Source organism: Paenibacillus sp. PastM-3 (genome assembly GCF_029893965.1).
Taxonomy (GTDB): domain Bacteria; phylum Bacillota; class Bacilli; order Paenibacillales; family Paenibacillaceae; genus Paenibacillus_AQ.
Genome location: NZ_JARXXP010000024.1, coordinates 59,638 through 81,875 on the forward strand (window position 1 = coordinate 59,638; position 22,238 = coordinate 81,875).

General features: G+C 52.4%; 23 protein-coding genes. 5 read left to right on the forward strand and 18 right to left on the reverse strand.

Annotated features, from left to right (window positions below):
* Positions 1–187: 187 nt before the first annotated feature.
* Entirely contained in the window at positions 188–1,183 is a 996-nt protein-coding gene (locus M2108_RS24985) for an RluA family pseudouridine synthase (RefSeq protein WP_277472108.1), read from the reverse strand.
* 1 nt (position 1,184) lies between these two features.
* Entirely contained in the window at positions 1,185–1,748 is a 564-nt protein-coding gene (locus tag M2108_RS24990; protein ID WP_277472109.1) for a cob(I)yrinic acid a,c-diamide adenosyltransferase, read from the reverse strand.
* Between the two features lie 210 nt (positions 1,749–1,958).
* On the opposite strand from M2108_RS24990, the gene M2108_RS24995 reads away from it, so the two are divergent.
* Entirely contained in the window at positions 1,959–2,666 is a 708-nt protein-coding gene (locus M2108_RS24995) for a hypothetical protein (protein ID WP_280777220.1), read from the forward strand.
* 18 nt (positions 2,667–2,684) lie between these two features.
* Here the strand turns inward: M2108_RS24995 and M2108_RS25000 are convergent, their stop codons facing one another.
* The 8 genes from M2108_RS25000 to M2108_RS25035 form a co-directional block, all read right to left on the reverse strand.
* Positions 2,685–3,575 carry an alpha/beta fold hydrolase gene (locus M2108_RS25000; protein WP_277472111.1) on the reverse strand — a complete coding sequence of 297 codons (891 nt, stop codon included), beginning with the start codon at positions 3,573–3,575 and terminating at the stop codon, positions 2,685–2,687.
* 85 nt (positions 3,576–3,660) lie between these two features.
* On the reverse strand, positions 3,661–3,906 hold the full coding sequence (locus M2108_RS25005) for an aspartyl-phosphate phosphatase Spo0E family protein (protein WP_280777222.1): 246 nt from the start codon (positions 3,904–3,906) through the stop codon (positions 3,661–3,663).
* Positions 3,907–4,004: 98 nt separating this feature from the next.
* Positions 4,005–5,225 (reverse strand): aminotransferase class I/II-fold pyridoxal phosphate-dependent enzyme, encoded by a 1,221-nt coding sequence (locus M2108_RS25010; RefSeq protein ID WP_277472113.1) that lies wholly within the window; start codon positions 5,223–5,225, stop codon positions 4,005–4,007.
* A gap of 13 nt (positions 5,226–5,238) precedes the next feature.
* Entirely contained in the window at positions 5,239–5,739 is a 501-nt protein-coding gene (locus M2108_RS25015; RefSeq protein ID WP_039871479.1) for an Lrp/AsnC family transcriptional regulator, read from the reverse strand.
* A 130-nt stretch (positions 5,740–5,869) separates the two neighbouring features.
* A complete protein-coding gene (locus tag M2108_RS25020; RefSeq protein WP_277472114.1) occupies positions 5,870–6,280 on the reverse strand; it encodes a hypothetical protein in 411 nt (136 codons plus the stop codon).
* A 102-nt stretch (positions 6,281–6,382) separates the two neighbouring features.
* Positions 6,383–6,604, reverse strand: a complete 222-nt coding sequence (locus M2108_RS25025) for a hypothetical protein (protein WP_277472116.1) — start codon at positions 6,602–6,604, stop codon at positions 6,383–6,385.
* 181 nt (positions 6,605–6,785) lie between these two features.
* Positions 6,786–7,178, reverse strand: a complete 393-nt coding sequence (locus M2108_RS25030) for a spore coat protein (protein ID WP_277472117.1) — start codon at positions 7,176–7,178, stop codon at positions 6,786–6,788.
* 55 nt (positions 7,179–7,233) lie between these two features.
* Positions 7,234–7,467 carry a hypothetical protein gene (locus M2108_RS25035; protein WP_277472118.1) on the reverse strand — a complete coding sequence of 78 codons (234 nt, stop codon included), beginning with the start codon at positions 7,465–7,467 and terminating at the stop codon, positions 7,234–7,236.
* A 184-nt stretch (positions 7,468–7,651) separates the two neighbouring features.
* On the opposite strand from M2108_RS25035, the gene M2108_RS25040 reads away from it, so the two are divergent.
* Positions 7,652–8,890 carry an NAD(P)/FAD-dependent oxidoreductase gene (locus tag M2108_RS25040; protein WP_277472119.1) on the forward strand — a complete coding sequence of 413 codons (1,239 nt, stop codon included), beginning with the start codon at positions 7,652–7,654 and terminating at the stop codon, positions 8,888–8,890.
* A gap of 125 nt (positions 8,891–9,015) precedes the next feature.
* On the opposite strand, the gene M2108_RS25045 is transcribed toward M2108_RS25040, so the two are convergent.
* A complete protein-coding gene (locus tag M2108_RS25045) occupies positions 9,016–10,575 on the reverse strand; it encodes a flavocytochrome c (protein ID WP_277472120.1) in 1,560 nt (519 codons plus the stop codon).
* 208 nt (positions 10,576–10,783) lie between these two features.
* On the opposite strand from M2108_RS25045, the gene M2108_RS25050 reads away from it, so the two are divergent.
* Entirely contained in the window at positions 10,784–12,088 is a 1,305-nt protein-coding gene (locus M2108_RS25050) for a hemolysin family protein (protein WP_277472121.1), read from the forward strand.
* Between the two features lie 386 nt (positions 12,089–12,474).
* Here the strand turns inward: M2108_RS25050 and M2108_RS25055 are convergent, their stop codons facing one another.
* From M2108_RS25055 to M2108_RS25080, 6 genes are all read right to left on the reverse strand, one after another.
* Positions 12,475–13,215, reverse strand: a complete 741-nt coding sequence (locus tag M2108_RS25055) for a response regulator (protein ID WP_277472122.1) — start codon at positions 13,213–13,215, stop codon at positions 12,475–12,477.
* The gene (dcuS, locus tag M2108_RS25060; protein ID WP_277472123.1) at positions 13,212–14,831 is read right to left on the reverse strand and encodes a DcuS/MalK family sensor histidine kinase; all 1,620 of its coding nucleotides are present in this window, start codon (positions 14,829–14,831) and stop codon (positions 13,212–13,214) included. The genes M2108_RS25055 and dcuS overlap by 4 nt, the downstream gene beginning before the upstream one ends.
* A gap of 36 nt (positions 14,832–14,867) precedes the next feature.
* Positions 14,868–16,079, reverse strand: a complete 1,212-nt coding sequence (locus M2108_RS25065) for an MFS transporter (protein ID WP_277472124.1) — start codon at positions 16,077–16,079, stop codon at positions 14,868–14,870.
* A gap of 87 nt (positions 16,080–16,166) precedes the next feature.
* The gene (locus M2108_RS25070) at positions 16,167–16,706 is read right to left on the reverse strand and encodes a hypothetical protein (RefSeq protein ID WP_277472125.1); all 540 of its coding nucleotides are present in this window, start codon (positions 16,704–16,706) and stop codon (positions 16,167–16,169) included.
* A 131-nt stretch (positions 16,707–16,837) separates the two neighbouring features.
* Entirely contained in the window at positions 16,838–17,257 is a 420-nt protein-coding gene (locus tag M2108_RS25075; RefSeq protein ID WP_221802612.1) for a DUF350 domain-containing protein, read from the reverse strand.
* A 29-nt stretch (positions 17,258–17,286) separates the two neighbouring features.
* On the reverse strand, positions 17,287–19,650 hold the full coding sequence (locus M2108_RS25080) for an endonuclease MutS2 (protein WP_277472126.1): 2,364 nt from the start codon (positions 19,648–19,650) through the stop codon (positions 17,287–17,289).
* A gap of 141 nt (positions 19,651–19,791) precedes the next feature.
* On the opposite strand from M2108_RS25080, the gene M2108_RS25085 reads away from it, so the two are divergent.
* Positions 19,792–20,139, forward strand: coding sequence for a phage holin family protein (locus M2108_RS25085; RefSeq protein ID WP_277472127.1), 348 nt, complete (start codon positions 19,792–19,794; stop codon positions 20,137–20,139).
* Positions 20,140–20,210: 71 nt separating this feature from the next.
* Here the strand turns inward: M2108_RS25085 and M2108_RS25090 are convergent, their stop codons facing one another.
* Positions 20,211–21,308, reverse strand: coding sequence for a GGDEF domain-containing protein (locus M2108_RS25090; RefSeq protein WP_277472128.1), 1,098 nt, complete (start codon positions 21,306–21,308; stop codon positions 20,211–20,213).
* 227 nt (positions 21,309–21,535) lie between these two features.
* Here M2108_RS25090 and M2108_RS25095 point away from each other — a divergent pair, with 227 nt between their 5' ends.
* Entirely contained in the window at positions 21,536–21,919 is a 384-nt protein-coding gene (locus M2108_RS25095; RefSeq protein ID WP_277472129.1) for a cupredoxin domain-containing protein, read from the forward strand.
* The last annotated feature ends 319 nt before the right edge of the window (positions 21,920–22,238 follow it).

Below are 22,238 nucleotides of genomic sequence, written 5' to 3' on the forward strand. Positions count from 1 at the left end.
ACGCTTTGCAGAAATTAGTTGGAAATATGTTACTTAAAACCGGCGCTATCACTATAAATGGCTCTTATCGGCACAATTAGGTTACCTTTTTACACCTAATCAGCAATGGACGCTTAAATAGTTCGATTTAGTGGTCGAAAATCCACCTAGTTCAGCCTCAGCACAGTGACGGCGCATTCCGCCATACTTATTCAGCCGTGAGATGAGCCCGCCCGTCTCCGGCATCCTGGCGCAGCTTCTGCTCCAGCAAGGCCATATCCGGCGGCAGCGGCGCTTCAAAAACCAGCTCGCCCAGCCCGATCGGATGCTTGAACGACAGCCGCACCGCATGCAGCGCCTGGCGCGGAATCGCCGCATCCAGCTCCGCTATGCCCGCCAGCTGCTCCGCATCCGTTCCGCTCCCGTACAGCGGATGCCGGTACATGCCGTCGCCGATCAGCGGACAGCCGATCGAGCCCATGTGCACCCGGATCTGGTGGGTGCGGCCGGTTTCCAGCTTCAGCTCGACCCGCGCCGCGCGGTCGCCATAGACCTCCTTGACCTCGTAGCGGGTCAAGGAGGGATAGCCGTCCGGCGTCACGATCCGCCGGTGCGGCTCTGCCGGGTCGCGGTCGATGGGACCGTCGATATCGCCGGCAGGCGAAGCAGGCACTCCGTGCACAAAAGCGGCATAACGCTTGTCCACCGTACCGGCGATCATCTGCTCGGAGATATGCTGGTGGCTGTAAGGGTTCTTGGCGATCACCAGCACGCCGGAGGTCTCCTGGTCCAGCCGGTGGACCGGCCGGAAGCGGTACTGCTCCCCTTTGGCTGCCCAGTAATGCACTACTCCGTTAGCCAGTGTATCCGTGTAATGTCCGTGTGTCGGGTGGACAATCATCCCGGCTGCTTTGTTGACCACCAGCAGATGCTCGTCTTCATACAGAATATCGAAGCGGATATCCTGGGGTAGAATGTCCGCTGACGTCTCCTGCTCCATCCTGATCTCCACCCGGTCACCGCCGGCAACCTTCACACTGATATATACGCGTTCCCCGTTCAGCATAATGCCCTGCTCGGTCATTTTGAGCCGTGACAGCAGCTTGCGGGAGACATCCATCCGCTTCTGCAGGATGGTTTTGAGCAGCCAGCCGTCCTCGGACGGCGGCACAATATACGTGATCGGCGGGTAATAGCTGCTCATCTTAGTTACGGAACACCTTTTTGCTGCGCACATATTCAACGTCAGCAATCCCCAGCCTTGTATTTGCCGTCCGCGCCAGCGCGAAGAAATAATCCGACAGCCGGTTCAGATAAATAACCGCCTCCGGATTAATGTCTGCGCTGCGCCCGAGCGTAACCGCGCGCCGCTCCGCCCGCCGGCAGACCGTGCGGCAGACATGCAGCACCGAGGAGAGCTGGCTGCCTCCCGGCAGGATGAAGCGCTCCAGCACCGGATTCTCCGCCTGCAGCTGGTCAATCCAGCCTTCCAGGCGGACAGCCATCTCGCTTTTAACCTTATATTTGTTCTCGCTCAGCTTCACAAAAGCCAGATCCGAGCCGCAGTCGAACAGCTCATGCTGAATCTCCAGCAGCTGCTCCCGCACATCGCTGAATCTTTCATCCTCCATCAGGCTGCGGGCCTGCCCGACAAAGCAGTTCAGCTCATCTATCGTTCCATAGGCCTCGACACGGACATCATCCTTGCCTACCCGGCCGCCGATCACTGAGGTCTCTCCTTTATCCCCCGTACGCGTATAAATCGCCATAGTAATCTTCCTCCCCCTCAGCACAATAAATCACATAATTATAGTGTAATCGCATCTGTACAGATTAGGCAAATAAAGCGCGGCATTTCTGCCATGTAAATAACTGCCTCAGCATTTTAATTTGTACGTCCATTCCTTTTACAAACCGGATTATAAAGGAATATTCTGGTTAATTAAGCAGTAAACAAGCGTTCAAGGAGGCTGACTGTAATGCATGTTAGAATAAATCCGAGGATTGAGCCTGTCGAAACGGGAAATCAGCCCTATCCGTTAGTTTTCCGTATGTCGCGCTGGCATTATGTAGTTTCCGCTTGTACCATCCTTATGTCACTGTTTTTAATCGGGTATGGCTTATATCAGGCTGAGACCGGAGCATTGTTACTGTTAGTCAGCTTGGGTACTCTATTTCTGGTGCTCAGCCTGGCTTATATATTTCAGATCAGCAATTCCTTTGTGGAACTGGACAATAAGACGATGCGCTACAGGGAATACAGAAAAATCATTACACTTGATCTGGACCGGATCTATGTCGAAATGATCGAAGGGGCATTTTACGTGTACAGTCCCCAGCATCCCAGAATTACCCTAGGCGGCCAATACAAGAATGCAACGCTGCTGCACTCCCTTTTATATAAGCATAGTGAAGAGAACACCTCGCGGGCGGACGCGGCCTTCATTGAGGATTATAACGGCTATAAGAGCTTTAGCGACAAAATATCCGGCGACAACCGGCGCAAACAGCGGAGAAATGACGTTCTTCTGGTGCTGATTTTCATCGCGGCCAATCTATTTAATTATTACAGTAACCCGGGACGGGAGCTCATTGATTATGTTCTTTTCTTTATCCTGACGTTTGTGAGCTCCGGGGTAGCGATTTATACAGGAAGACGCAGGGCTGCACGCAGGAACGGACAATAAGCTTCAGGGCCCGAACGGTCAAACCGGGTCTTTTTTGAGAAAATCAATCATTTCCCGGTGCACGCGCTCCGGCTGCTCATGATTAACACCGTGGCCTGAGCCCTGAATGACCTTGTAGCGGAAATTTCCGGCGTCCAGTACGCTTGTGAAGTCTTTCTTCCGGTCCAGCCGGTAATCTCCCAGCAGAAAATACAGCCTCTCCCGCACACCGGCCGCCTTCGCCTGGTCATATAACTGCAGCTTATGTATAAACATCGCCTGCTGATTGTGATTCTTCATTAGAAGGACTATATGCTCAGCCACTTCGGGATGCTTTTCGGACAGGCGGGATTCCGGTGAACTGAGCTTGTTAAATACCTTAAGCAGATTTTTACGGGTCGGCACAAGGATCTCCGGGAACATCATCGTAAGCGTCTGCAGCATGCTTTTTAACGGTGCAGTGACCATCCCGCCTTCCATACAGACAGCCTTCAGCACCCTCCCCGGCTCGTTAACCGTGTAGTTAAAGGCCATGTACGCCCCGTTTGACACGCCTGCCGCATAAAATTGCTCCAGTCCCAGTCCGTCAGCCACCCTGCTGATCCAGTCCACCTGATTAAAGGCCTGTTTATTGAAGCTGGCATCCGGTATACTTTTGCCGGGACCGCCCAGTGTATCGACCGCAATACAGTAAAAATGCTGTGATAGCGCCTTCATATTCAGCAGCCACATCACCGCCGAATTGTCACCAACTCCGTGAAACAGCAGCAGCGGCGGCAAAGCGGCATCACCAGCCGTGATGATATGGGTTGTCCCGTAAGGCGTATCCATATCAAGCTCCTGAAACTCCACCCCCCAATGCCCCAAAAGCTCATCATAGGACTGCAGCACCTGTGTTTTACCGGCCTCGCTTTTGAATACCTTGACCATGACCATTCCGCCCTTCTGTTAAGTTAGTCATAAAAAAAGAGCCCGAAGGCTCTCCCTATAAAGGGGATTTCCACATAAGCCAGGCTTAGTGGTAGGCCCCCCTCATATATTCATTAATTTTGCGGTCCAGCAGACAGCTGATCTCAATGACAAGCTCGGAGGTAAAGGATTTCTCCTGGACAAATATCTGCTCCATTCTGCTGCGGAGAACCAGAATTTCATCTTCCAGTGTCCGCTTGCGCGCAGAAGCAGCATCAACAGCAGAATGCCCGCTCTGCGGATAGCTTCCCCCGCCGTAGGGAGACAGGTAACAATCGCCTATGAGCATCATTCGTTCCCCCTAATGAAATGGAATAGTAAAATAATACCATATACTAAGAAGAAGTGCCATTGATTGCTATCCTCCGGCTCACCGCAATAACAGCTGTCCTATTCCGTCCGCTCCCGTTCCAGCTGCTGGACAAAAGCACCGATCCGCTCGATGGCCTCATTCAGCTGGGCTACGGATGTTGCATAGGAGCAGCGGAGATAGCCTTCCCCGCCGAGACCGAACACACTGCCCGGCACTGCCGCCACTTTGTACTCCATCAGCAGACGCTGGGCGAACTGGTCAGATGTAAGACCGGTACGGCGGACGCTCGGGAACGCGTAGAAAGCGCCCTGCGGCTCATGGCAATCCAGGCCGGCCTCGCGCAGGCCCTTGACGATCAGGCGGCGGCGCTGGTTATAGGAGTCCGTCATCCGGTCCTTCTCCTCCATCCCGTTGGTGAGCGCCTCCAGAGCAGCAACCTGGCCCATGGACGGTGCACACATCACAGTGTACTGGTGGATCTTCAGCATCGCGGAGATCAGATCAGGATGACCGCAGGCATAACCCATCCGCCAGCCGGTCATGGCAAAGGCCTTGGAGAAGCCGCTGACCAGAATCGTCCGGTCCATCATGCCGGGCAGCGACGGGAAGCTTACATGATTGCTGCCATAGGTCAGCTCGGCATAGATCTCATCGGAGATAACAATCAGGTCATGCTTCTCGACTACCCTGGCAATCGGCTCCCAGTCCTCACGGGTCATAATGGCTCCTGTCGGATTGCTCGGATAACACAGGATCAGAATCTTCGAGCGTGGTGTAATCTTGGCCTCAAGATCCGCAGCTGTCAGCTTAAAGTTATTCTCGCCGAAGGTCTCGATTCCGACCGGGATTCCCCCGCCGATTGACGTAATCGGTGAATAGGAGATGTAACACGGCTCAGGGATCAGAATTTCATCTCCGGGCGAGATGAGGGCGCGGAGCGCCAGATCAATCGCTTCACTGCCGCCCACCGTCGCGATAATCTGGTTGGCCGGATTGTAAGTAACTGCAAACCGGGAATGCAGGTAATTCGCAATCCCTTCACGCAGCTCAGGCATCCCGGCATTTGATGTATAACCGGTAAAACCTCTCTCTAATGAGTAGACACAGGCTTCCCTGACATGCCAGGGGGTCTTGAAATCGGGTTCGCCGACCCCGAGTGAAATAACATCCTTGCTGCCTGCGGCCAGATCAAAAAACTTGCGGATACCTGACGGCTGGATCTGCTGAACCAGCGGCGCCAGATAGGAATTCATGGATTTGCCTGATTCTCCGGTCTGCTTCTGATTATTCGTGATCATATGATTACTTCCTTTACGGAGATATCAGCAGACGATTGTCCTCTTCATGCTCTTCAAAGATGATACCGTCCTGTTTGTATTTTTTGAGCGTAAAGTTGGTTTTGGTGGAAAGCACCGAATCGATCGGCGAGAGCTTCTCGGATACAAAATTGGCTACCTCACGGAGGTTGCGTCCCTCTACTTCGACCAGCAGGTCGTAAGCGCCGGACATCAGATAGACTGATTTCACCTGAGGATACAGATAGATGCGCTCCGCTATACCTTCAAAGCCGCGTCCGCGCTCGGGTGTAATCTGCACCTCGATCAGTGCGGTCACCCGCTCATCGCTCACTTTATCCCAGTTGACGACAGTCGCATATTTTACGATGACATGATCCTTTTCCATCTGCTCAATCGCCGTCTTTACATCTTCTTCCTCCGCTCCAAGCAGGGTCGCCATCAGCGCCGCAGAGCTCCGGGCGTCCTCCTTGAGCAGTTCCAGCACTTTCCTCTTTAATTCGTCCATTTCCTTCATGCCTTCCCCCCGGATAGTTCGCCTGCCAGCCTAAATTCTTCAGCGCGGCACAGCGAAAAGAGTTTAATACTAATATGACATGAAAATGTCGCTTCTGCAAACAAAATAACCCTGCATGAGCGGGGTTAGGTTATATTTTGCCAAATGATTTACGTCTTTTATTTGTTAATTCCTTATACTGCAACTTCAATTCCTTAAGCCCATATTTCTCCAAACCTGACTCAGTCAAATAACATAGCGAGTCCGTCATTACTCGGCCTTCTTTTATTTCAACCATCTTCCATGGGTCATAGCTGTCAAGGTTCATGGAGCTTAATATTTCTGATATATCAGGTCTCCCCGCATCATATGTTCTGGATGTCAATAAGTGTGGTGGTGATTTCTTTACAAATGGCTTGGAGGATCTAGGATATTTGTATTTGTCTAAATTAAACGGTTTATAAAGATATCGGCGCCTTTTTTTTCCTGAAGAAAGTGTACCCAACAGGATTGGCTTTTCATTTTCTTTTGCAGGCATCCTTACTATATAGAACTTATCCATCTCACTGCTCCCCCTCAATTATTTTCAAAAAATCTAATCTTTCAACAAGACCAAATAACATACAGCTTAATATTGAATCCGGAATAATTCCTTTAAATTCATTTAATATAACTTCGAATTGAGTGGATTGAATTTCAATAAACGGCTTAATAAGCACACCCCATCTCCAAACTTAAACAAACCTCTTTGGATTCCGCTTTCGGTTTTTTTTGTAAGCCAAATCTTCCTTGTCACCCCGGAAACTGCAGCGTCAGGTAACTCTATCCAATCAGAAAAATCGGGTAATATTTTCATTTTCCCCTCCCCGACTCTAAAACCTGTCATGAGAATCTCCTTTTAGCTTTGCTATGTAATTATTATATTGCAAAGTGCAGTACAAGTTAAACATATGTAATGTAAATAAAAAAACCGTCCACCGAAAGAATTTCGGACGGACGGAAAATTCGGTTACGGAATCAATCGAGACAACCGGTGTATACTGTGCTTCACCGCCTGCTCGGCAGGTTTACATATAGTATGGGTTGTGATTCTGCACGTTCGGCTGATGCACCGGTACTCCCGCAGCCTGATTATATGCTCCGGCGCCGCCTATTTTCTGCTGTACAAACTGCTGGCATTTCACCTGCGTCTGATGAGCGGTCTGGATCTGCTTGTCCACATCCTGACGCAGCGCTTTTCCCGGTGTAGTATACATGTTCAGCTGTGACATTTGGGTATACAGATCCCCCTGCAGACGGAGGGTATCCATGGTCAGATCATTGAACACCCGGCGCACAGTCGGACAATTCGATTCGGTTGCAGCGGTCGTATATTCGCGCACCGTGCGCTTTAAATCCGCAAGAACAGTATTCAGCAAATCCTCGTCTGCCATAAATGCGGTTCCGTTTTGAGCGTACACTAGCATTACCTCCTGTTTGTTGTATATGGATTGTTGGCTAAAAGAAGCCCATTCATTATTGCGGCTGTGTCGGCGCATATTGCTGATGCTGCTGCATCAGCTGGATCAGCGAATTCATGTGCTGGCTGTGGCTCTGAATCTGCTGGACGCAGATCTGCTGGACCGTCGGGTTCTGGGTTGTGCCTGCGGTTGCAGCCAGCTGCTTGATAAGCAGATCTTCATTGGAAATGGAGTCGGCGATGTATTCCAGTTCTTTGCCGCTTAACGCCTGCATTTGGGTTGAGTGCATTTTCGTAATTCCCTCCTTCTTAATGTACAAGCAGTCCTTATTATGCCGCTGCTGCCTATGGTTTATGTAGCTCCTGCAACTTACCAGTTTACCCGCAAGCATAAAAAGGTTCTTGATCCCTAGTATCAGGGCAACCAAAACAGACAATACTACTCTAGCGGAATCTCATTAAGGAGAGATACACATGAAACTTAACAGCGGACAGCTGCCCTGGGAATCCACTTTTAAAGACCGTCCATCGTATCCTTCATTGGAGGGCGATTTATCCTGCGACTGCCTGATCGTCGGAGGAGGCATGGGCGGAGCCATGATGGCCTATAGACTCTCGTTAAGCGGAGCTTCTGCAGTCCTGATCGATAAGCGGGAAATCGCCGGCGGCAGCTCCCACGCCAATACGGGCCTGCTGCAGATTGCCAATGACAAATCTTTGACCGCCTGCATCAATACCTTCGGGGAAGCAAACGGTGTCTTATTCTATAAATTATGCAAGGAAGCTCTGGATAACATTCTGGACCTGCCCGGGAAGCTTGATATTGATCCCCAAATCATTCCCCGCAGCAGCCTGCTCTATGCAAGCACGCCAGAGGATGTCCCGCTGCTCCGGCAGGAGCACGAAACGCTTACCGCCCACGGGTTTCATTCGGAATTTTGGGGGGCAGACAAGGTTAGGGAACACTATTCCTTCTCCAAACCGGCAGCTCTATATTCCAAGGGTGATGCCGAGACGAACCCGTTCCGCACGGTCCATAGTCTGATTCACAAGGCGCATTCCGGCGGTGTCCGCATATATGAGCATACCCGTGCCATCCGTTATGAGTACCATGCTGACGGGGTTACCTGTTATACAGACCGGGGCAGCATTTTTGCCAAAAAGGTGATATTCTCCATGGGCTATGAGACACAGGAGATGAAAAAGGACCGGGGTGCGGAGCTGATCAACACGTATGCCATCAAGACCCGTCCGCTGGCCAAGCTTCCTAAATGGCACGAGCAGAGCCTGCTCTGGGAAACGGCGCGGCCCTATCTTTATTTCCGGACCACTCCTGAGGGCTGCATTATTGCCGGAGGCAAGGATGAACAGCTTACCGATCCGGAGCGGCGTGAGGTGAGGGTGCTCTCTCAGTGCCGGCAGCTGCTGGAGGAGGTTGAAGCGCTGTTTCCGGAGGTTAAGGGCGTGGAGGCGGAATATGCCTGGGGCGCTGTGTTTGGCACCACGCGGGACGGACTCCCGTTAATAGGTCCTCATCCGGAATACCCGCACTGCTATTTCATTGAAGGCTACGGCGGCAACGGCACGGTATACAGCATGATTGCGGCTGATTTGCTGGCTGATACGCTGGCAGGCCGTGAACGCCCTGAGCTGGAGCTGTTCTCGCTAACACGAAGCGCCAAGCCGTCGCCTGCTCCTGCTGTGGAGGCTTAGCTGCACCGAAGCTTTTGAGGCAGGTTCCGGGCACAAAAAACAGCAGGAGTCCTGCCCGTATGGGCAAGAGCTCCTGCTGTTTGATTTTATCTGTGCGAAGATGCCGGTGGAGAAAGCTGAAGCCCTTACTGCGCCTGTACGAATTCTGCAGATTTGATGCCGGCCTGACGTCCGAAGATAATAATTTCGGCAACAGAGTTTCCGCCGATGCGGTTCTGGCCGTGCAGACCGCCTGTAACTTCACCTGCTGCGAACAGGCCGGGGATCTGCTGGCCGTCTTTATTCAGCACTTCGGTATTCGTATTGATTTTTACGCCGCCCATGGTGTAGTGAATCCCCGGAGCAATTTTGATAGCATAAAACGGTGCGGCGGACAGATCATTGTCCATCCCTGTCGTTCTGCCGAATTCGGCATCCTGCTTGCTTGCCACAGCGCTGTTCCAGGTGTCTACTGTCTTCTGCAGCTTGTCGGCAGGGACCTGCATCGCCTCAGCCAGAGCCTGTACCGAATCACCCTGGAGGACAAAGCCCATTTTCTCATACTGCTCAATGGCTTTGACGCGGGACTTCACGCCGGAATCGAAGACCAGATACGCCGCTTTTTCAGGAAGTCCGTTAATGGCTGCTGTTACTTTATCACGAGTATCCAGCTCATTAGTGAACCGTGTGCCTTCGCTTGACACAAGCAGACCGCCTTCCCCGCGGACTGCTTCACCGATCAGATAAGACTTTTCCTGCTGTACAGTCGGGTGGACCTGGATCTGATCCATATCAACGGTGGTACCCCCCATCGCCAGAATCATTTTGATGCCGTCGCCGGTGCTGCCGATCTGGTTAGTGGTAACATAACCCTCAAGATCCGGTCTTACTTCGGTAATCATATCCATGTTGGAGCCAAAGCCGCCTGTTGTTACAACGACTGCTTTACCTGCAATGGCTTTTTCATCCGCCTGGTTGAACAGCACCTTCACACCGCTCACTTTGCCGTCCTGCTGGGTAATTTCCTTCACATCTGCGTTCACGAACAGCGGAATCCCCTGCTCCTGAACATTCTGCACCAGCCCTTTGACCAGGTACTGGCCGATGGCCGAGCCGTCTTCCGGACGGTGTGTGCGTTTCTCGTTCATGCCGCCGGTAATGGTAATATTGTTCAGACGGATGCCGATCGAATCCAGCCAGTCAATGGCCGCAGCGGAATTGTCGACGAAGAAACGGAGCATTTCTGTGTTATTGGTGTCATGGCCGCCTTTCAGCGTCTCCTCATAAAACAGATCATTGCTGTCTTCGATGCCCTGCTCCTTCTGGAACTTGGTTTCGGAAGCATTCATCCCGGAGGAGGATTTTGTTGTATTACCGCCGGCAACTGGCATTTTTTCAAAAATAACCGGGCTCAGCCCTTTCGCCTTCGCTTCAAGCGCAGCGGTCATACCGGCGCCGCCCGCACCGACAATGATAATGTCGTAGCTCTCTTTTAACTGATCCAGTGGTGTGTAGCTGGCAACTGATGCCCCGGACACGGCTTCCGCCTCTTTTGGTGCTTCCGTTGCGCTTGCCGCGCTGTTAGTGCTCTTATTCCCGCTTGCGTTATTTTCCGTATTAGTGCTGTTGTTTCCGTTACCGCATCCCGCGATAACAAGAATAACGGAGAGAATGAGAAGAAGAGCGGCTGCTGTTTTCTTTTTCATGTGTAACCGTTGCCCCCTTGTGCATATTTTCACAATAATCATAGCTGTGCAGGGGCGTCTTTGGAAGCTTACGTAATTAAAGAAAACGTTTTGTAACTAAAGTAAGTAATAGAACCAGGGGAATGTCCGGGCGCATTCAGGTTAAGTATATATACGGGATAATATCCGTCAGGGCTGTTATTTCACATTACCGGGAGGTGCTTGTGATTTGATTGAGCTAGCCGTTGTTTTATTGCTGATCTTTGTTAACGCCTTTTTTGCAGCATCTGAAATGGCATTAATCTCACTGAACGACAACAAAATCCGCCTGATGGCACAGGACGGCAACGCCAAAGCGAAGCTCCTGCAGGGATTGCTTGAGGAGCCCAGCCGTTTTCTGGCAACGATCCAGATCGGGATTACCCTTGCCGGGTTTATGGCGAGCGCCTTTGCTGCCGAAAATTTTGCCGGGGATCTTTCTGCCCTGCTCGTATCACTCGGCGTTCCCGTTGCAGTCAATATTCTGGATACCGTCTCCCTCGTTTTCATCACCCTGATTCTCTCTTATGTCACACTGGTGCTGGGGGAGCTTGTACCAAAACGGGTAGCCATGAAAAAAGCCGATGGCATCGCCATGTTCGTTGCTGCACCGCTCAATATGCTGTCCAAAGCTGCCGCACCCTTTGTAAAATTATTAACCTCTTCTACCAATGTTCTGGTCCGGCTGTTCGGGGTCAATCCGCATGAGAAGGACGAGGAGGTGTCCGAGGAAGAAATCCGGATGATGCTTGACAGCGGGGCACAGCTGGGGACTATTCAGGCTGCGGAGAAGCTGATGATTAACAATATTTTTGACTTTGACAATAAGCAGGTGTCGGATATTATGACTCACCGTACCGATATTGTGGCGCTTTCTGTACTGGATACGCCGGAGGAAGTCGCACGGGCCGCCGAGAAGGAGGGCTACAGCCGCTTCCCGCTGTATGACCGCCATATAGACAGTATTATAGGCATCCTGCACAGTAAAGACCTGATCCGGTTTGTTAACGGGGGCAGCGGCGGTACATGGAATTTGCGGGAATTAGCACGCCGTCCTTATTTCGTTCCTGCTTCGAAAAAAACACATGAGCTGTTTGAGGAGCTGCAGCAGAACCGGGTACATTTTGCCGTAGTGGTTGATGAGTATGGCGGGACTGCTGGAATCGTGACGATGGAGGATCTGCTGGAGGAGATTGTCGGGAATATTTACGATGAATATGACGAGCATGAGGAAGAATATACACAGCTTGACGATCAGACCTACTTATTCAACGGAACCATGAGTTTGCGCGAGGTGCAGCAGGTGCTTACGGCCAAACTGCCGGTGGAGGATTACGATACGCTCAGCGGGTTCGCAATCGGCCAGATCGGCCGGATCCCTTCCTCCCATGAGAAGCCCGAATTTGTATATGGCAGATATACCTTCTCTGTCCATGAGGTAGGGCAGCGGCGGATCCGCAAGATTAAGGTTACGCTGCATCAGGCTGCAGAGTGAACGGCGCGGGTGGGCGGTGCCGCCCGAGGAAGCGGTCATACTGAGCGGTGTATGGCAGCGCGGGCTTTGGCTGGGGCTGCCGGATCGGCCTGGCCCGGGCGCAATAGTGGGATTTTTCCCTCTATTGGCTGACGGATCGGCCTGGCCCGGGCGCAATAGTGGGATTTTTCCCTCTACTGGCTGACGGATCGGCCTGGCCGGGGTGCAATAGAGGGATTTTTCCCTCTACTGGCTGACGGATCGGCCTGGCCGGGGCGCAATAGAGGGATTTTTCCCTCTATTGGCTGCCAGCACCGCTCTACAACGGCCCATTGCTCCACAACAAATTTCCCGTGCTTTATCCGCGGACATAAAAGACTAAGGACCCCAAAAAGATCCTTTGTACTTTACCGGCCACTGCCGCTAATATATTTACTTATAATTTCAGGCCCCGCAGGAGTAACTGTGTACATATAAACCGGCCGTCCTACCGCACCATAGCCGATCTCCATGCCGAGAACCCCGGCGTCCTTGAGAAAAGCCAGATACTTGCGGACTGAAATCCGGGAAATGGGAGCTCTTGCGGTTATATCCTCAGTTGAGAACACAGTGCTGTCCAGCTGCCCGATGATGCTCCAGATACTTTCGAGCGTTCCCTCTGACAGCCCCTTCGGCAACGGTAAAGCTGCAGCCTTTTCCTCTTCCGTTCCGCTATGCGGTCGCAGCAGCTTGTCGAGCTGCTCCTGGCTGAGCGGCTCCTCCTGCTTCATCAGGGCGTAGTAATCCTCTTTGTATGCTGTCAGCGCCGCCTGGAACCGCGCGAATTCGAACGGTTTGATCAGGTAATCAACGGCTCCCAGCTGCAGCGCTTTGCGGATGCTGGCATTGTCGCTGGCCGCTGAGATGATAATAATGTCAGCTGTGTTGCCCTGCTCACGCAGTGAGGACAGCAGCTGCAAGCCGTTCGTCCCGGGCATATAGATGTCCAGCAGCACAAGATCAATCTCCTGCTCGGCAAGCTCTCTGGCAGCTTCCACGCCCGAGGTAACCCAGCCCCCGCACTCAAAGCCCTCGACCTGCTCCAGATAATGGCGGTTGAATTTGGCTACCATCGGGTCATCCTCAACAATCAGCACTCTAATGTTCATACGCTCTCCTCATCCTTTACAGCATACGGCACTTCTACGGTAAAAGTAGTTCCCGTCCCGTTTGTTCCATCCATACCCCGGGAAAGGACCTCAAGCCTGCCTCCCAGCTTCTCTACGCTTTTGCTCACCAGATAAAGACCGTATCCGCGGCCTTCCCCTTTAGTGGAGAATCCCTGCACATAAATCTGCTGCTGCAGCTGCTCCGGAATTCCCGGCCCGCTGTCCTGTACAATACAGCTAAGAATCCCTCTCTCATAGGTAAAAGCGAGCTCAATTGCCCTGACCGCCTGCCCTTCCAGCGCATCCATTGCATTGTCCAGCAGGTTGCCGGCAACGGTAATCAGCTCGTGAATGGTCTGCGGATCAGCAGCTTCCGGTAAATAGCTGTCTGCAGACAGCGCGAGCTCCGTTCCGGACTCCCGCGCCCTGCTGAACTTGCCCAGCAGAAACCCGGCCATCACCGGGTCTTTGATCTGGCGTGTAATGGAGCCGATCTCGTTCTGGTAGTTGCTGACTGATCCCGAAATATACTGCTGCAGCTCCTCATAGAGGCCCATATGCGTCATGCCCATGATGACATGCAGCTTATTCATAAACTCATGTGCACCTGCCCGGAGCGCATCTGCATATACGGAGATGCCGGATAAGCGTTCCGCCAGCATGACCAGCTCGGTTTTATCGCGGAAGGTGGCAATCGCTCCGGCAATTTCACCGTTCACCCGGATCGGCACCCGGCTGGCCAGCAGCGTGATACCGTTAAGCTCCAGCTCCTGATCCTGCCAGGCCTCACCGCTTGCCAGCACCTGCTCCAGCCTCAGCTCCGGCCAGAAGACACTGATCTTCCGGGTATTGCCGTTACCGGCAATACCCGCTTTGGCCAGAAGCCGTTCAGCTTCTACATTGACCATGGTGATAACACCTTTATCGTCTACTGCAATAATGCCCTCGCGAATGGATTGCAGCATGGCGCTGCGCTCCTGCAGCAGCTGTGAAATATCGGCAGGCTCCATGCCGAAGATCATACGCTTGATCTTCAGGCCGAGAATGAAGGCTCCGCCTGCACCTAGCAGTGCACCGGACAGCAGGATGGCTATCAGGGTCCATTCATTTTGCCTGACCAGCTTCTGCACCCGCTCCATCGAGAGCCCGACAACGACAACGCCTACCTGATGGCCTCTGTTCGTATACACTGGAACAAAGGCACGTAAGGAACGGCCCAGCATGCCTTGTCCCTCCGAGATACTCTCCCCGCCGTGCAGGGCTGCCTGCTGGCCGCCGCCGGAGAACGGTTTGCCGATCAGCGAAGCATCAGGATGTGAATAACGGATACTGTTCATATCAATGACAACTACAAACATAATATCATTGCGGCGGGTTATTTTGGAGGTATAGGCCTGAATTTCCCTGCTGTTTCCTGTGTTCAGGCCCTCCGAGATCAGCGGTATCAGGGCAATGGTGCGGGCAATGGTATATGCCTTATCCTCCAGAGCATGCCGGGTCTGCGGGATAATCTGATTCCTGAAAATAAAATAAAGCATCAGCAGCACCAGCAGCACAACTGCCGACACCATAACAGCAACCTTAGTTCTTAAACCGATTCTTTTTTTTCTCGCCATTTAATGATAAGTCCTCTCCCGCATGTTCTGCTCCCATTATGACATATCACTTGCCTCCCTGCGGTGAAGCCTGCGGCGGAGTACAAGCCAGCTGCCCAGGGGAGCTGTTCCAAGCGCAAGCAGCAGAACAATAATAACCTGCGTTGAACCGCTGACTGACAGCACACCGATGAACACCAGGATACCCAGGAGCCGCCCGCTCATCAGGCTAAGCTCCCGGAGTACCACCCATTCTACCCGTTTACTCGCACTTTCTGCCGTTTCGCCCATCAGGTCAAAGCTGATTGAAGTCATTGGCAGCATGTATAGCGGAATAAACAGCGAAGTTCCGATCCCCATGAGCAGCAGCGTACCGTAGCTGAGCTTCCAGAGCAGCGGCACGATCACCGCCACCAGCAGGATTCCGCCTGCAAGCATGCCTGAGGAGCGGAGGCGGGGCTTGAACCATTTACCGGCCGCATAATAGCTGACCAGGGAGACCGAGGAAGTAATCAGCGCGAATTGCCCGAGCTTGCTCTCTGTCTGCGCTGCAATGTAAACCAGAAGACCGATGAGGAAGGAAAAGACGCCTTCCCGTATGCCCTGAAACACCAGTGCGCCGGCAACAGGCCGCCAGCCGCTGCCGCTGCGCCGCAGCTCCCTCCACGGCTCCAGCCACAGATAGGCTCCTTCGCTTTTTCGCTTCTTCAGAAAGAAACTCAGCACAGCTGCAGCCGCATAGATACAGAGCGATACAATGAATACCACCCGGTATCCGCGCTGCCCCTGGAGGCTTGAGATCAGCCAGCCGGACAGAAACGGGCCGACAATACCGGTCAGTGAACCAAGCAGCCCCATCCAGCCGTTATAATAATCACGGTTCTGTGCATCCGTTATTTCGAAATAGATAATATTATAGGACAGCCAGAATAAACCGATGGCTACGCCAAGCGTCAGGCCCAGCGGCCAGATGTAGCTTGACGCAGCTTCACCGGTCCACAGCACCAGCAAATAAAAAATGCCCGAAACGGCGATTCCCAGCCGCAGGGCATTCATTTTATTATGTTCCTTGACCCATTTACCGGCCAGCCAGAAGCTGAGGCCCACCGCCACCTGCTGGCTGAACGCAAACCAGCCGATCATGCCATAATCCTGACGGGCTTTCCACAGATACACATTCAAAAAAGTGCCCGCCAGCACACTGGCCAGCAAATTTAAACCGTTCACCGCAAGCAGCAGAGCCGCCTGGTTTTCTGGTGTTTTTTTCAACATAACGCCCTCCTGCCATCTGTCTGGACTGGACAACCAATCCGGTTTAGCTTGTCCGGCAGAAGGACGGATTATAAACATTTCAAGTTATTTCCCGCTGCTCAGGTTGCGCACAAACTGAATACGGTCTTCCTGGGCAAGACTTTGCTGCACATGGAAGCAGGAAGGACAGACGTACAGATTCAGCGAGAATGGCGCCTTGAGTACAGGTCCGGCCAGCGCTTCCGAAGCAGATGGCTCAAACTGGTCTACCGGCTGCTTGCCGGCCAGCACCAGCAGCTCATGGCACTGCGGGCATTCCGGCGCCTCAAGCTGCGCCGCCAGAACCGCAGCAACGCTCTGCTCATATTGCTGAAGGTCATACTCTTCGCCAAACTGGCTGAGCGTATTATAAATCGGTACTACGCTTTCTGTATCATCATCTTCCCACAAATTCTCATTACTGGTCTCGTCCGTTTCCGCATCTTCCTCGGCTTCCGGCTCTTCATCCTCAAGATCATCCACGCCTACGGTAATCGTACGGTAGCCGCTAAGCTCATTGTTGCAGTGGGGGCAGGTCTCTTCAGGCCCGAACTCCTCATCCCACACAATTTCAGTATGGCACCATGGGCATACAGTTGTTTCCATCTTTTCTGTCTCCTTCTTACCTCACATATAAAATTCAGTTAATCACCAGATATAAAATACCTGCTGCTAAAAAAGCTACGGCGGAGATAAACAGTACCCGGATCAGAATTTTCATCAGTTCTACTCCTAAGTCAGGATATCGCGGCGCCAATCACGTAGGACAGCGAGACCGAGATCAGCAGTGCTGTGAACCCGACAGCCCGGTTATCCGCGGCAATTTCATCATCAATTGAAAAAACAGGGGTGAGAAATTCAAACAGGAAATAAGCGAGCAGCAGCAGCAAAAATCCGACCAGCGACCATTTCATCGTCTCATAAATCGAGGCCCCCGCCTGAATGCTGAAGCGCAGAATGTTACAGATCCCGAAAATTTTGCCGCCGGTAGCCATGGCCACCGCCAGATTCCCCTTGCGGATTTCGTCCCAGCAGTTATACTTGGTCACCATTTCAAAGAAGGACAGGAAGATTACCAGACCCAGAATGGCTACAGTGAAATAGCCGAGCAATGCGCCCAGCGGATGATCCAGCAAAAGATCAATATCCCCTTGCATAATTCCCCTCTTTCTGCCGTGCTTCCCCGCTACTCAAGCTCAGCCACGGTTACACCCGCGCCGCCTTCGTTGTAATTTCCAAGCCGGTAGCTTTTGACATGTCTATGTTTACGCAGATACTCCTGGATTCCGGTCCGCAATACACCGGTTCCCTTGCCGTGGATAATATAAATCTGTCCCAGATTACCCAGGAAAGCTTCATCAATAAAACGGTCCGTTTCCATGATTGCTTCCTCAAGGTTGGCTCCGCGCAGATCCAGCTCACTGCGGACATTCTCGTCACGCGTACGCTTGACCGTCGTTGCCCGGCGGAGTGCAGGCGCAGGCTGATCCGGAGCGGATGCCAGAAACTCGAGATCGCTCACATTGACCTTCATTTTCATGACTCCGAACTGGACAACCGCCTCTTTGGTTCCGCTCAGCTCTACAATGTAACCCTTCTGGTTCACGCTCGGCAGCTTCACCTCATCGCCAGGCTGCAGCTGGCGCGGTGCTTTTGCAGCGCGGGATACTGCTTTTTTGCGCGGTGCCGGCTCTGCTTCATCCAGGCGGCGGCGTGCTTCGATCAGCTTATGCTCCTTGACCGAAGCCCCTTCCTCCAGGGCCAGGCGGCGCAGATCGCTGATAATCTCCTCGGCTTCCTTGCGCGCCTTGTCGAGAATGGCGCTGGCATCCTTCTCGGCCTTTTCCAGCCGCTTGTCGCGCTGGCTTTCCAGCTTCTCCAGCTCAAGCTGCTGCCGCTTGCGGAATTCCTCCGCTTCCCGGCGGATCACCTCGGCCCGCTCACGCTCCTGCTCGGCGGTAAGCCGGTTCTCCTCCAGGGAGGCAATCATATGCTCAACGCGCAGATCTTCTTCCTTCACTTCACCGCGTGCATGCTCCAGAATGGCGCCTGGCAGACCCAGCCGTTCAGCAATCGCAAAAGCGTTGCTTCGTCCAGGCACCCCGATCAGCAGGCGGTAAGTCGGGCTTAAGGTCTGCACATCAAATTCCATGCTGGCATTGATGACACCCTTGCGTTCATAGGCGTAAGCCTTCAGCTCGCTGTAGTGCGTTGTTGCAATCATCCGGCATTCGGTGCGGTGGATATGCTCCAGAATGGCGATGGCCAGTGCCGAGCCTTCCGCCGGGTCTGTTCCGGCACCAACCTCATCAAGAAGAATAAGGCTCTTGGGAGTCATCCGCTTCAGGATGGAGATAATATTGGTCATATGACTTGAGAAGGTACTCAGGCTCTGTTCAATGCTCTGCTCATCCCCGATGTCCGCATAAATGGCATCGAATACACACATCTGGCTGCCTTCCTCTGCCGGAATGAACAAGCCGGACATGGACATCAGGCTGAGCAGCCCTACTGTCTTCAGTGTAACCGTCTTACCCCCGGTATTCGGACCGGTCACGATAATCGAGCTGTACTGGTTACCCAGCTCGGCATCAAGCGGTACTACATGCTCCGCCGGAATCAGGGGATGGCGGCCCTTGCGCAGCTTGAGGTAACCGCGGTCATTCATGCGCGGCTGGGTTGCCTTCATTTCCCTGGCAATCCGTGCCTTGGCAAAGATGAAATCCAGCTGGCCGAGAATATCGACATCGTAGGCCATCTCCTCAGCGATACCGCCGACCAGGTCGGTCAGCCTGTGGAGGATGATTTCAATTTCACGTTCCTCGCGCAGCCGGGTCTCGCGCAGCTTATTGTTCATCGCTACGATGGATTCCGGCTCAATGAACAGCGTAGCTCCTGATCCGGACTGGTCATGTACAATCCCGCCAAAGTGAGAGCGGTATTCCGCTTTGACCGGAATAACGAACCGGTCACCTCTGATCGTCACAAGCTGGTCCTGGAGCATCTTGGCTACAGAGGACGAGCGGATCATCGAATCGAGCTTCTCGCGGATCCGTGCTTCACCGCCCCGCAGCTCCCGGCGGATATTAGCCAGCTCGGAACTTGCCGAATCAAGTATATTCGCGTCCTCGTCGATGCAGGCACGGATGGCATCCTCGACATGCTTTTGCTCGGAGAGCAGATCACTTAAGGCGTACAGCATCTCGATCTTCTCATCCTCATGCATGGCCGCGAGGAACCGCTTGACTCTGCGCGCCCCACCTATGGTGTTGCCCACGGAGAGCAGCTCGGATGTTCCGAGCATCCCTCCAATTGATGCGCGCTTCAGCGCAGGCCGGATATCACTTACTCCTCCGAAGGAAGGGATCCCTTTGAGCCGGTCCACATTGACCGCTTCGTCCGTGGCCTGAAGCAGCCTTTTCACCCCTTCAAAGTCACCTGAAGGCTTCAGCTCCTCAGCGGCAAGCCTTCCCATCGGGGTCTGCGTATATTGCATCAATTTATTTAAAATCTTGCGATATTCAAGCGTATGCAAAATTTTGTCGTCCAATTACAGTCACAGCTCCCTTCATAGATGTTTACATTATACCTAATTCGGCCCTTTTACGCTATTTGGGCATAGAAAAGCCGGCCTCAGGCCACAATAACATCTGCACATATCCTTATGCGAAGGCCAAAGGAGGTTTTTCCAGTGAGATTTTTAGGTCATGTAGTCCGTTTCGTGGTGGCAGCCCTCGTGCTGCTCGTTGTCGGCTGGATTGTACCGCAGTTTACGGTTGGCGGGTTCTGGAGCGCACTGATTCTGGCTCTGGTGATTGCGCTGATCGGCTGGGTGGTTGAGGGAATCTTCGGCAAAAAAGCAACCCCGTTCGGCCGCGGTATTGTCGGCTTCCTGGTCAGTGCTCTGGTCATCTGGATCGCCCAGTTCGTCGTGAGCGGAGTCAGTGTAACCATTCTTGGCGCCCTGCTGGCGGCACTGGTCATCGGGATCATCGATCTGTTCCTGCCGGTGTCCACACCGTTTGAAGCGGGTAAATAACTCCCTGCTGCAAGCAGACAACGAAACCCCCTGTCTCCGGCTCTACCCGGAAACAGGGGGTTTATTGTGAATCAGGTGTATACGGCCTCTTCCTTAAGGGAATGGGAGGCGGTCACGACCGCATTTTTGCCGCCGTGTTTGGCAGCGTAGAGGGCGTTATCCGTTTTGCGGAACAGGAGCTCCTTCCCGTCACCCAGCTGATAGTCGCATAATCCGATACTTACGGTAATCGGCTTTCCTCCGGCATATGAATGCTCCATCCGGCTGATTGCCAGCCGCAGCTCCTCAGCAGCCGCATAGGCTTCATGAACATTTTTGTCGGTAAAAATAACCGCGAACTCCTCCCCGCCGTATCTGGCAGCAAAATCGTTCAGTCCAATCATTACCCTCACCTGGCCCGCTACTTCTTTGAGCACAAGATCGCCGACCCAGTGGCCGAAAGTGTCATTAACACGCTTGAAATTATCGATATCGAACAGGGCCAGCTGCAGATTCAGGCCGTTGCTTTCACACTGCTCCAGCAGCGAATCCAGATATTCATGGAAGGTTTTATGATTATAAAGGCCGGTCAGCGCATCAATTTTGAGCATTTTATCCGAAATAGCCCGCTCCACCATCAGCTCCTGCTCCGACTTGGTCAGCTGCTCCAGATGGTCCCGGACCTCACGCGCGCGGATGATCGCCATGCGGGACATGACCACAAATACAATAAACACACATTCCACCAGAACAAACCCCAGCACCGGCTTATCCAGCATTGTGCGTTCCAGCCCGAAATAAACGCCGGCATAAAAAACAATACTGAACAGCCCCAGAACATGCAGCAGTTTCCGGTCAAAATAAATCAGCGATATCATAATCGGCATCATCAGGGTCATCTGTGCCCCGTCCACAAACGGCTCCAGGACAAAATACATTAAATAGGAAACAATGAAGCCGCAGCCGACTACAGCCTGCTTCTGATACAGAACGGCAGTGCGCAGCCACATTTCTGCAAGAATCATCGCAATCACAATCATAATGTTGCAGGCAATGAATAAATGCCCTTTACTTGGCAGAATAGCCGACTTTACCTCAGGCATGTGGGTGGAGAGCACAAAAATAAACTGGGCTGCCAGCATGAACAGGACAAGCACCCAGTACCCGTTTAATATTCTGCGGTGCCACATCTCCGCATGTTGTTCATCGATTGCTATATTAATGTAGATCCCCTACTTTTAACCGATATATAATAGCTTTTATTATAATGAATTTGAATTATCTTTGCACCATTTATTTGCAAGATTCGACAAACAACGACGTTTCTCTACTGTCCGGTATTTTTTCTAGGTTTATGAAAGACTTCCAGCAAAAAGTAAGCTATGCTAATAGGGAAACTACCCTGAGGAGGATGTCCATGTTTAAAAAGCCGGCCTTATTGCTTTCTATTCTCTGTCTGATCTTTATATCTGCCTGCGGCAGCGGGAAGGAGAATTCCTCCATTTCAGGCGGACCATCAGAAAACGCTATTGCGGCGGAAGATGAGCTCACGATTACAGCAACGAACTACAGCTTTGACCAGGAAGAATATCACCTGAAAAAGGGTGTGCCGGTAAAAATCATTTTTAAAAATGAAAGCGGCAACCACGGGATTCTTGTACCTGAGCTTGAACTGAGATTAGACGCTAAAACCTCCTCGCAGGTAATCATTCCTGAGGAAGCGGGAACATATGAAATGACCTGTGCCATTATGTGCGGCTCCGGCCACAGCGCCATGAGCGCCAGGGTAATAGTTGAGTAAGCAGCTCTGTTGTCCGTCCCGGATGAAGGGTAGTTGGATATTAGGCACTTATTTCTAGCTTTCCTCAGCATTTCTTTACAGGCAGTTCACCAAAATTAGATGACTATTTCGCACTTACCTTCATCAGCATTACCCTGAGATTAATCGAAGGCTAGATCCGGAATGACTCCTCGCGTGTGCCTGCGTGTGCCTATGATCGACCTGCCGTATTTAATAGCTTATTCAATCGAGTAGGAGGGGGCGGCAAGCCCCCGTCCTCTCACACCACCGTACATGCGGGTCCGCATACGGCGGTTCCAAAAGGTTAACAAAGCTCCAA